This window comes from Arthrobacter sp. Soc17.1.1.1 (genome assembly GCF_036867195.1).
In the GTDB taxonomy this organism is placed as follows: Bacteria; Actinomycetota; Actinomycetes; order Actinomycetales; family Micrococcaceae; genus Arthrobacter_D.
In genome coordinates this window covers 1,379,637-1,391,581 of record NZ_JBAJII010000001.1, presented here as the reverse complement: position 1 = coordinate 1,391,581, position 11,945 = coordinate 1,379,637, and the positions used below count along the sequence as shown (strand labels likewise).

Here is an 11,945-nt window from a genome sequence, read left to right as displayed (position 1 = left end):
CCGTCCTCTCGTCTCCCGTGTCGATCGTGTGTCCCTCCAGCCTAGCCAGCGGTTTCGAAGCCCACCTCGGGAGGGGACTCCGGCGCCGTGTCCGGGTGCGCGGCCCACCAGGCGGCGCAGGCCGCCCGCCAGCTGTCGAGGTCGTCCTCGCGACCGGTGACGGTCACCCGGGAACCCGACACCCGGGCTGTCGCCCCGCGGCACGCGTAGGACCCGTCCTCGACCGTGATGGCCGGGTACTCCGCGTAGAGGTCGGTGAGGGAGCCGATGAGGTAGACCGGTCGCTCGGTCACGTGCGCAGCGAGGGCGGTACGGACGGTGTCGACCCCCGTGAGGACGAGGGCCGTCGCCATGCCCGCACGGTTGCCGCCGAGGATGTCGGTGTCGAGCCGGTCGCCGACCACGAGGGCGCGGTCGACGCCGGAGTGGCGGGCCGCTGTCTCGAACAGCGCGGCCCCGGGCTTGCCCGCGATCGACGGCGACTTACCCGTCGCAGCGGCCACGGCGGCCACGAGGGTGCCGTTCCCGGGGGCGATGCCCCGCTCCTGCGGGATGGACATGTCGGTGTTCGTGGCGACCCAGGTGGCCCCGGCGGCGACGGCGTAGGCGGCCTCGGCGAGGTCCTTCCAGCCGACCGTGGGGGCGAAGCCCTGGATGACGGCATCCGGCCCGTCGTCGGCGGAGGCGACGACGGCGAGTCCCTGCGCCCGGACGGCGTCGGCAAGGGTCTCGCTCCCCACGACGAGCACCGTCGACCCTGGTGCCACCTGGCCGGCCAGCAGTTCGGCGCCGGCCTGCGCGGAGCCGAAGACCTGCTCGGCCGTGGCCGGGGCGCCGAGCTCGCGCAGGTGAGCCGCGACCTGCTCGGAGGACCGCGACGCGTTGTTCGTGACGTAGGCGAGGCTCTTGCCCTCGCCCGCGAGGCGCTCGAGGGCATCCCTCGCGCCGTCGATCGCGTGCGGCCCCGCGTAGACCACGCCGTCGAGGTCGCTCAGGACGCCGTCGTAGCCGTCGATCAGGCGCGGGGCAACGGGGCGCCCGGCGGTGGGTTCAGTGGTCGTGGCGTGCTCAGTCATCGACGCCGTCGTCCTGGGTCACCGCGGGCTTGGTGGCGCGCTTCCGCTTCGGCGCAGCCGCCTTCGTCTCCCGACCGTCCTCGGACGCCGCCCCCGATGCCGCGTCCGACGCCTCCCTGTCCGTAGCTGTCTCCGTATCCGCGTCCGTGATCGTCTCGGGCTCCGAGAACTGGACGGCGGGGGCCGGCGCTGATCCTCGGGCCTGCTGCACGGTGTCGGCGGCGTCGACGATGTCGGCGGTTCCGGAGTCGTCCATGCTGAAGAGCATCTCGGTCTGGAGGGCCTCGACCGGCGCCGCGGTGTCGCCGACGGGCACGGCATCGACCGTCACCTTGGTCTCGTGAGCCGCCTCGTCAGCGGCCTCGTCAGCGGCCTCGTCAGCGGCCTCGTCAGCGGCCTCGTCAGCGGCCTCGTCATTGGCCTCGTCAGCGGCGCCGGGCGCTGCGGACGAAGGAGCTGCAGCCGAGGTGGTTCCGGCCCCCTTCTCCGTCGGGTCGTCGTGCCGAACCAGGTCGTCCTCCTCGTCGGAGGAGCCGCTATCGGAGGAGAGGCCGTCGACCGGGATGGGCATCTGCACGCCCGATGGCGCGCTGTCCGCACCCGTCCCGACCTCGACGTCGTGGTCCGTCCCTGGCTCGACATCGTCCTCGACCGCAGGCTCGGACGCAGGCTTGGCACCATCTGCGGCGTCACTGCTGCCGCCTTCGATCCCGGTGTCGCCGTCGTCGGCTGCACTGTCGGCTGCACTGGCTTCTTCGCCCGCTGCATGTCCTCCTGCCGCGCCGGATCCGTCACCTGCGTCCTCAGAGCCCTCGGCGGTCTCCGTGGCCCCGGTGCCCTCACCGGCACCGGCGGAGGCCGGAGAGCCGAGGACGTCGGCGACGCGTGGGACCGGCACGGGTGCCGGTTCGTCGTCCTCGCCGAGATCGATGATGTCCGGTTCCAGCTCGTCGTCGAGTCCGAGCGCACGCTCGGCCACACCGGCCTGGCGCCGCCACGTGCCGGATTCACTCGTGCGCCCGACGGCGTCGAGCGCATCGGCGTAGGCACGGAAGAGCCGCGGACTGAAGGAGAACGCCCGCTGCAGGTCCAGCTGCGGGATCTCGAGGGCCGCGACGGCCGCGTCGAGCTGACCCAGATCCGTCCGCGCGCCCGAGACGACCATTGCGAGCTCGGCCTTGCCTGCGGCGTCCAGCGACGCCGCTTCCTCACTGCGCGCGAGGTCCAGCGCCCTGTCCGGACGCCCGAGCCCCCGCTCGCAGTCGGCCATGACCGGCAGGTGCACGTTCGAGCCGCTGATACGCCGGAACGTCCTGAATTCGCGGAGAGCCTCGCCGTAGTGCCCTGCAGCGTAGGCGGTCACGCCCACGGCCTCACGTACGGCCGCGAGACGTCCGCCGCGGCGGCTTGCAGCCAGCGCATGCTGGAAGGCCAGTTCGGGGTCGTCGTCGACGAGCCGCCCCGCCATGACGAGGTGTTTGGCCACCCACAGAGCGCTGCGCTCCTCGAGATTGCGGACCTGGGCGCGGGTGACCCGGTCCAGCTCGTCGCCCTTGACATCCTCGTCGATCTCCGGGGAACGCTCACGATCAGGACGATTGGCGCTGCGGAGATCGCGTGCGTTGTGCGGACGGGGCGCTGATGAGGCGTCGTCCGTCCGGGGCCCGCGGCGATCCTCCGCGCGGGGCCCTCCGCCCCGAGGGTCCTCGCGATCCCCGGGACGGCGATAGGAGTCGGTGCGTCCGCCCGCGCGACGGGCACTGCCGGCGCGCGCGTCGGAGGAGGTGCGGGACTTCCAGGGCTTGTCTGCACCACCCGTCGTGCGCTCCGCAGCAGCTCCACCGCGACCCGGGTACCGGGAGTGCTTGTCCGCTGCAGAGCCGGCGGCCGACCCTCCACGGGACGCAGCACCTCGCAGCTGTGCGTTCCTGCCCCCCTCGGATGTTCCCTGGGGGCGGTCCGAGCTCCGGCCCGGGCGATCAGTGTCCCGCCTCGGGCGCTCGTCGCGCTGGCCATAGGTACCACCGCGTTCCTGGTTCGCCCGTGGACCGCGGTCGTACGCCGGCCTGTCGTCGCGTCCGTACGCCGGCCTGTCGCGGCCGGCGCCCTGGGCACCGCGTTCGGAGGCACCGCCGGTGCGACCCGGACGGTCAGTGCCCGACTGGCCTTTCCATGCAGGCCGCCCGCCTGAAGGCCGCCCGCCGCCGGAGCCTCGCGAGCCACCTTCCGGGCGCGCACCCCGCCGATCGTCGCGAGGAGTACCGCGGTCCGACCTGTCCTGACCGGAGGAGGCACGCGGCCCGGTGCGGCGGTCGTGGTCCGCACCATCCGACGAGGAAGGCGTGCGGTGTCCACCCGACTTCGAACCCCAGGAGTGACGGCCTGCCCGACCCGACCCACCCTGATCTCCGCGGTTCGCGCCCCCCGGCTGGCGGGACTCCCCGTCTCGTCCGGCGGTGTGCTCCTGCTCAGCCATGGCAGCGCGGTCCTCTCGTCAGGTGCCGGCGAAGAAGCGCCGGCGGGTCTCTATTTTGCTGTGGGTCCTACCCATCTATGGAACCACGAAGCCCGGACCGGACCTTCATCCACACGGGTGGTTGCCGAAGATGTGATGCAGAGCTCTACCCTTCGCCGCGGCCCGGTATCGTCGCGAGCTCGTGCCGGGTGGGTGTGTTGGGGGTGGTTAAAGGGGTCGAGGCCCCACCGGTGGTGGGGCCTCGTTTCCTGTAATGGTTGTCCGGCGGTGTCCTACTCTCCCACACTCTCTCGGGTGCAGTACCATCGGCGCTGTGGGTCTTAGCTTCCGGGTTCGGAATGGGACCGGGCGTTTCCCCCACGCTATGACCGCCGTAACCCTTGCTACCGGTCCCGGTCCGGGCGCCCCCAGGGGGGTTCGGATCGGGTGGTAAATCTGTGGGGTTACATCGCTCCCGCACGTAACCCTGTGGGGCGTGGTGCCTTGGAGGGGTTTGTGCGGTGTGCTGGATGTCTCCAGTTGTGGATGTATTCAGTTATGAGGTGGTTCCTGTTGTTGGTTGGGAACCGCATAGTGGACGCGTAGCATGTGATCTTCACCCTCCCCGTGTGTCACCGCTGGTGGTGGGTGTGGCGCCGGGTGTCCAGTTGCCTGGGTCCCTGGTGTCACAGCCCGTCCTCCCATCGGTGGGGGTGGGTGTGTGGTGTAAGTTATCGGCTTATTAGTACCGGTCAGCTTCACAGGTCGTTAGTCCCTGCTTCCACGTCCGGCCTATCAACCCAGTGGTCTGGCTGGGGGCCTCTCACACTCGAGGTGTATGGAAATCTCATCTTGAAGCAGGCTTCCCGCTTAGATGCTTTCAGCGGTTATCCCATCCGAACGTAGCTAATCAGCGGTGCACTTGGCAGTACAACTGACACACCAGAGGTTCGTCCGTCCCGGTCCTCTCGTACTAAGGACAGCCCTTCTCAAATTTCCTGCGCGCGCAGCGGATAGGGACCGAACTGTCTCACGACGTTCTAAACCCAGCTCGCGTACCGCTTTAATGGGCGAACAGCCCAACCCTTGGGACCTACTCCAGCCCCAGGATGCGACGAGCCGACATCGAGGTGCCAAACCATGCCGTCGATATGGACTCTTGGGCAAGATCAGCCTGTTATCCCCGAGGTACCTTTTATCCGTTGAGCGACGGCCATTCCACAATGTGCCGCCGGATCACTAGTCCCGACTTTCGTCCCTGCTTGAGATGTCTCTCTCACAGTCAAGCTCCCTTGTGCACTTACACTCGCCACCTGATTGCCAACCAGGCTGAGGGAACCTTTGGGCGCCTCCGTTACTTTTTAGGAGGCAACCGCCCCAGTTAAACTACCCATCAGGCACTGTCCCTGACCCGGATTACGGGCCGAAGTTAGATATCCAGAGTGACCAGAGTGGTATTTCAACGATGACTCCACGTGAACTGGCGTCCACGCTTCACAGTCTCCCACCTATCCTACACAAGCCACACCGAACACCAATACCAAACTATAGTGAAGGTCTCGGGGTCTTTCCGTCCTGCTGCGCGTAACGAGCATCTTTACTCGTACTGCAATTTCGCCGAGTTTATGGTTGAGACAGCGGGGAAGTCGTTACTCCATTCGTGCAGGTCGGAACTTACCCGACAAGGAATTTCGCTACCTTAGGATGGTTATAGTTACCACCGCCGTTTACTGGGGCTTAAATTCCCAGCTTCGTCCCACGCAAGCGTGAAACTAACCGGTCCTCTTAACCTTCCAGCACCGGGCAGGAGTCAGTCCGTATACATCGTCTTGCGACTTCGCACGGACCTGTGTTTTTAGTAAACAGTCGCTTCCCCCTGGTCTCTGCGGCCCCGATCCGCTCCGGCGAGCTAGTCGCCTTCACAGTTGGGGCCCCCCTTCTCCCGAAGTTACGGGGGCATTTTGCCGAGTTCCTTAACCATAATTCTCTCGATCGCCTTAGTATTCTCTACCTGATCACCTGTGTCGGTTTGGGGTACGGGCGGCTAGAACCTCGCGCCGATGCTTTTCTCGGCAGCATAGGATCACCGAATCCCCCCTTGACGGGGGTCCCATCAGATCTCAAGCACGGTATCTAAACCAGAACCACGGATTTGCCTATGGTTCGCCCTACATCCTTAGACCGGGACTACCATCGCCCGGCTCGGCTACCTTCCTGCGTCACACCTGTTAATACGCTTACCTCCCGAGATCAGGTCCCGCGATCCACAAAAAACCACGTCACCACAAGGGTGGGCGGTCATGCTTCTGGCGGTTAGTATCCCTCGATCAGTATTGGCGGTTCTTCGCCGGTACGGGAATATCAACCCGTTGTCCATCGACTACGCCTGTCGGCCTCGCCTTAGGTCCCGACTTACCCAGGGCAGATTAGCTTGACCCTGGAACCCTTGATCATTCGGCGGACGGGTTTCTCACCCGTCTTTCGCTACTCATGCCTGCATTCTCACTCGTGTAGGCTCCACCGCTGGTTTACACCGCGACTTCACCGCCCACACGACGCTCCCCTACCCATCCACATCCTTGAACCAGGAGAACAAGTCTCCGGCTTGGGATCTATGTGAATGCCACAACTTCGGCGGTGTACTTGAGCCCCGCTACATTGTCGGCGCGGAATCACTTGACCAGTGAGCTATTACGCACTCTTTCAAGGGTGGCTGCTTCTAAGCCAACCTCCTGGTTGTCTGGGCAACTCCACATCCTTTCCCACTTAGCACACGCTTAGGGGCCTTAGTTGGTGGTCTGGGCTGTTTCCCTCTCGACTATGAAGCTTATCCCCCACAGTCTCACTGCTGCGCTCTCACTTACCGGCATTCGGAGTTTGGCTGACGTCAGTAACCTTGTAGGGCCCATTAGCCATCCAGTAGCTCTACCTCCGATAAGAAACACGCAACGCTGCACCTAAATGCATTTCGGGGAGAACCAGCTATCACGAAGTTTGATTGGCCTTTCACCCCTACCCACAGCTCATCCCCTCCATTTTCAACTGAAGTGGGTTCGGTCCTCCACGACGTCTTACCGTCGCTTCAACCTGGCCATGGGTAGATCACTTCGCTTCGGGTCTAGATCACGCCACTTACTCGCCCTATTCAGACTCGCTTTCGCTACGGCTTCCCCACACGGGTTAACCTCGCGACGTAACACTAACTCGCAGGCTCATTCTTCAAAAGGCACGCCGTCACAGAAACAAGTCTGCTCCGACGGTTTGTAGGCACACGGTTTCAGGTACTGTTTCACTCCCCTCCCGGGGTACTTTTCACCTTTCCCTCACGGTACTGGTCCGCTATCGGTCATCAGGGAGTATTTAGGCTTACCAGGTGGTCCTGGCAGATTCGCACGGGATTTCTCGGGCCCCGTGCTACTTGGGATCCTCTCCAAACGGCGTCACGCATTACGGTTACGGGACTTACACCCTCTCCGGCCGGGCTTTCAAACCCGTTCACCTATACGCACGCACTCATTTCACCAGTCCGGCAGAACTGGAACGGAAAGTCCCACAACCCCAGTGATGCAACGCCCGCCGGCTATCACACACCACTGGTTTAGCCTGTTCCGCGTTCGCTCGCCACTACTAACGGAATCACTATTGTTTTCTCTTCCTGTGGGTACTGAGATGTTTCACTTCCCCACGTTCCCTCCACGTACCCTATGTGTTCAGATACGGGTCACCCGGTCACTCGCGCGCCGGGCGGGGTTTCCCCATTCGGACATCCTGGGATCAAAGTTCGGTTATCAACTCCCCCAGGCTTATCGCAGATTCCCACGTCCTTCTTCGGCTCCTGATGCCAAGGCATCCACCGTGTGCCCTTAAAAACTTGACCACTAAGATCAAAAACATATCGAGAAAACCAGGCACCGGACATACGTCCGAAACCAGATTATTCATAGAAATTGCTTCTTTTTAAGATGCTCGCGTCCACTATGCAGTTCTCAACCAACAACCCCGTCACACCCCCACCCACCCCCACTCACGGGACACGGACAGAGCATGCGCGGGAAACCAGAAACAACCAAACCCCCCCAACCAACGATCACCGAACCCCCGGACACCGGATCCCACCAGGACACCCGCACCAGCCGCGCACCCCACCCCGCAAAGGACAGACCACACAGACACCACGAACACCCAGCACAACCCGCACCGGACAGAGACGACAACCACGATCGAAAGGGCCCTGTTATCTCAGGACCCAACAGTGTGCCAAACGATACCCGCCACCAGAAACATCAACCCGCCCATTCCAACCCCGCACCCCACACCGCACACCCCACCACCTCCCACACAGGAAGACAGACAGGACACACGACACAGGCCACCAGGCGTACTCGAGCCGGCCAACACCAGCGACGACACCTATTCATTGATATTCCACCCATGAGCACCCATCGCGGAACAAACGCCCGCGCTATGGGCTGACTCCTGCGAACCCCACCCCCACCACAGTGGACGAGGACGAAAGATTCGAGGCGCTCCTTAGAAAGGAGGTGATCCAGCCGCACCTTCCGGTACGGCTACCTTGTTACGACTTAGTCCCAATCGCCGGTCCCACCTTCGACGGCTCCCTCCCACAAGGGGTTAGGCCACCGGCTTCGGGTGTTACCAACTTTCGTGACTTGACGGGCGGTGTGTACAAGGCCCGGGAACGTATTCACCGCAGCGTTGCTGATCTGCGATTACTAGCGACTCCAACTTCATGAGGTCGAGTTGCAGACCTCAATCCGAACTGAGACCGGCTTTTTGGGATTAGCTCCACCTCACAGTATCGCAACCCTTTGTACCGGCCATTGTAGCATGCGTGAAGCCCAAGACATAAGGGGCATGATGATTTGACGTCGTCCCCACCTTCCTCCGAGTTGACCCCGGCAGTCTCCCATGAGTCCCCGGCATAACCCGCTGGCAACATGGAACGAGGGTTGCGCTCGTTGCGGGACTTAACCCAACATCTCACGACACGAGCTGACGACAACCATGCACCACCTGTAAACCGGCCACAAGTGGCTGACACATCTCTGCATCATTCCGGTTCATGTCAAGCCTTGGTAAGGTTCTTCGCGTTGCATCGAATTAATCCGCATGCTCCGCCGCTTGTGCGGGCCCCCGTCAATTCCTTTGAGTTTTAGCCTTGCGGCCGTACTCCCCAGGCGGGGCACTTAATGCGTTAGCTACGGCGCGGAAAACGTGGAATGTCCCCCACACCTAGTGCCCAACGTTTACGGCATGGACTACCAGGGTATCTAATCCTGTTCGCTCCCCATGCTTTCGCTCCTCAGCGTCAGTTACAGCCCAGAGACCTGCCTTCGCCATCGGTGTTCCTCCTGATATCTGCGCATTTCACCGCTACACCAGGAATTCCAGTCTCCCCTACTGCACTCTAGTCTGCCCGTACCCACCGCAGATCCGGGGTTAAGCCCCGGACTTTCACGGCAGACGCGACAAACCGCCTACGAGCTCTTTACGCCCAATAATTCCGGATAACGCTTGCGCCCTACGTATTACCGCGGCTGCTGGCACGTAGTTAGCCGGCGCTTCTTCTGCAGGTACCGTCACCAACCCAAAAGATCAGCTTCTTCCCTACTGAAAGAGGTTTACAACCCGAAGGCCTTCATCCCTCACGCGGCGTCGCTGCATCAGGCTTGCGCCCATTGTGCAATATTCCCCACTGCTGCCTCCCGTAGGAGTCTGGGCCGTGTCTCAGTCCCAGTGTGGCCGGTCACCCTCTCAGGCCGGCTACCCGTCGTCGCCTTGGTAGGCCATTACCCCACCAACAAGCTGATAGGCCGCGAGTCCATCCAAAACCACAAAAGCTTTCCACCAACACCACATGCGTGGGAAGGTCGTATCCAGTATTAGACCCGGTTTCCCAGGCTTATCCCAGAGTCAAGGGCAGGTTACTCACGTGTTACTCACCCGTTCGCCACTAATCCACCAGCAAGCTGGCTTCATCGTTCGACTTGCATGTGTTAAGCACGCCGCCAGCGTTCATCCTGAGCCAGGATCAAACTCTCCGTAAATGATTCACAGACACAACACCGAACCCCGGGAAAACGGGGAACCATGCTGCACAAAATTCGAAACCAGCCAAAAAAACCAGCCACCACACGGGGTGCGGCAACCAGCAAATTCAACCAATCAAAAAACAATCGGTATCAACAAACTTGGCACACTATTGAGTTCTCAAACAACAGGAGCTACCGGCACCAAACACAACCAAACCGTCATGTCCTCGCTCCGAAGCAACTTCACAAGCTTACCCCCACCGAACCGATCCCGCAAATCCGTCCCGAACCGCTCCTCCGCCCCGAAAGACGAACCACGACCCACCAACAGACCCACACAACCGACAACAAACCAGAAGCCCATCCCAACGACATGCACCGCACACGCTGAAACAACTTCAACTCTGCAAGGGGGGTTTGCCGCCCTCACCGGGGCAACTCCATAACTATACGAGACCCCCCACCCCAACACCAAATCCACCCACACCCGCACCCCACCCCACGGGGTCGTCGGCCCCACCGATCCTGGCGCCGGCCCACGGTCCCCTCCGCCTTGCAGCGCCGGACCGGCGACAACGGCGACAGCGGTGACAGCGGTGACAGCGGCGATTCCGGGAGTCATCCTCCATCCGAGCACCTTCCCGGGATGGGCTTCGTGGTCGGTATCCGCGAGAGTCCGGGTCGGCCCCGAACGGTGGCGGCCGGCCGTGCTCTGGTTCACGGGGGCAAGTCGTAGTAGACAGGGGGCATGAGCAGGCACAAGGGAGTGGCGCCGCGGTTGGCCGAAGCGTTGGGGATCATCCTGGGCACCGAAGAGATACCACTGAGGCTCCAGGCCTGGGACGGCTCGGAAGCGGGGCCGCGCGATGCACCGGTGATCGAGTTCCGTTCCCGGCGGGGGCTCCGGCGCATGCTCTGGGCACCGAATCAGCTCGGGCTGAGCCGCGCGTACGTCGCAGGCGAGATCGACGGACCCGGCGACCTCTTCGAGAGCTTCTCGGCGCTCAGCTCGGTGGGCAAGTTCGCCGAGCTGAAGGCGTTCCGCCCTCCCACAGTGAGTGAACGCATCAGGCTCATCCGGACGGCCATCCGGATCGGAGCAGTGGGGCCGCCGCCTGCGCCGCCGCCCGAAGAGATGGATGTGGCGAGATCCGGCCGGAAGCACACCAAGGAACGTGACGCCGCGGCGGTTTCGCATCACTACGACGTCGGGAACGAGTTCTATGCGCTGGTGCTGGGGCCGTCCATGGTCTACTCCTGCGCCGTGTGGGAGGACGGGACGATCGGCCTGGACGCATCCCAGGAGGCGAAGCTTGACCTGGTCTGCCGCAAACTCGGTCTTCGTCCCGGCATGCGGGTGCTGGACGTCGGCTGCGGGTGGGGAAGTTTCGCGCTGCACGCAGCGCAGAACTACGGGGTGGACGTCATCGGTGTCACCCTCTCGAGAGAGCAGGCGGATCTCGCGCGGGAGCGGGTGTCGGGCGCCGGCCTCACCGACCGCATCGAGATCAGGGTCCAGGACTACCGCGATGTCCACGACACCCCGTTCGATGCGATCAGCTCCATCGGCATGGCCGAACACGTCGGCCGCGAGCAGATCGGCGACTACGCGTCCCGCCTGTACAGCCTGCTGCGCCCCGGCGGACGCCTCCTCAATCACGCGATCTCCTGGAACGCCGGCGAGATGCCACCGGATCCGGACTCCTTCATCCCCCGCTACGTCTTTCCCGACGGGGAAATGCTCAGCCTCACCGTCATGATCGGCGCGCTCGAATCAGCAGGCCTGGAGGTGCTCGACGTCGAAGCACTGCGCCGGCACTACGGACTGACGCTCCGGGCCTGGGTGGACAACCTCGAGCAGAACTGGGACGAGGCGGTAAGGCTTACGAGCGAGGGACGGGCTCGGGTGTGGCGCCTGTACATGGCATCGAGCGCGCTCGGCTTCGAGCGGGGGCTGAACGGCGTGAACCAGGTGCTGGTGCAGCGCCCTGGAGGGGAGGAACCTCCCTTGCGGCGGAGGGAGTGGGTGTAGAAGTAATGAACGCGCGGCCTATATCGGGACTGCGCCCGGTCCCTCTACCGACGTCCTTCGTCGTGGAGCCCGCCTCGAGAGCCGCTTCACCACCGGCCGAGGAAGACCTGCACCGGTGTCACCGATCCCCTCCCCGGAGCGAAGTCCGCTGCGTCAGATCGGAGCCGCCGAGGCTCTGCGGAAACCCGAGGTAGGTCTCGATAGCGGCGCTCTGGCCGGCTGTCCGCCGAGCGCCTCGCACTCGACGACGACAGTGCTGAGCCCTCCGGACACTGGATACACGGCTGAGGCCATATCGGCCGGTCCACTTCCGTTGAAGCGGACGTCCT

Annotated in this window: 3 protein-coding genes and 3 rRNA genes; 1 reads left to right on the top strand and 5 read right to left on the bottom strand. The window is 63.4% G+C overall.

The genetic code is table 11. The annotated features are described in order from the left end of the window. Positions 1 to 41: 41 nt before the first annotated feature. The 5 genes from V6S67_RS06280 to V6S67_RS06260 form a co-directional block, all read right to left on the bottom strand. Complete coding sequence (locus V6S67_RS06280; RefSeq protein ID WP_334209419.1) at positions 42 to 1,076, bottom strand: HAD-IIA family hydrolase; 1,035 nt, start codon at positions 1,074 to 1,076, stop codon at positions 42 to 44. Then, on the bottom strand, positions 1,069 to 2,562 hold the full coding sequence (locus tag V6S67_RS06275) for a hypothetical protein (RefSeq protein ID WP_334209418.1): 1,494 nt from the start codon (positions 2,560 to 2,562) through the stop codon (positions 1,069 to 1,071). Before V6S67_RS06275 ends, V6S67_RS06280 begins: the two co-directional genes overlap by 8 nt. Before the next feature lie 1,249 nt (positions 2,563 to 3,811). Continuing rightward, positions 3,812 to 3,928, bottom strand: a 5S ribosomal RNA gene (rrf, locus tag V6S67_RS06270). 324 nt (positions 3,929 to 4,252) lie between these two features. After that, positions 4,253 to 7,408 (bottom strand): 23S ribosomal RNA (locus V6S67_RS06265). A 657-nt stretch (positions 7,409 to 8,065) separates the two neighbouring features. Continuing rightward, positions 8,066 to 9,599, bottom strand: a 16S ribosomal RNA gene (locus V6S67_RS06260). Together the 16S, 23S and 5S rRNA genes form the textbook arrangement of a ribosomal RNA operon. Before the next feature lie 733 nt (positions 9,600 to 10,332). On the opposite strand from V6S67_RS06260, the gene V6S67_RS06255 reads away from it, so the two are divergent. Continuing rightward, positions 10,333 to 11,616, top strand: coding sequence for a cyclopropane-fatty-acyl-phospholipid synthase family protein (locus V6S67_RS06255; protein WP_334209417.1), 1,284 nt, complete (start codon positions 10,333 to 10,335; stop codon positions 11,614 to 11,616). Positions 11,617 to 11,945 lie beyond the last annotated feature (329 nt).

What these genes read in the sequence shown, in the direction of transcription:
- V6S67_RS06280 (WP_334209419.1), bottom strand. Translation starts at nt 1,076, where the DNA reads ATGACTGAGCACGCCACGACCACTGAACCCACCGCCGGGCGCCCCGTT.
- V6S67_RS06255 (WP_334209417.1), top strand. Translation starts at nt 10,333, where the DNA reads ATGAGCAGGCACAAGGGAGTGGCGCCGCGGTTGGCCGAAGCGTTGGGG.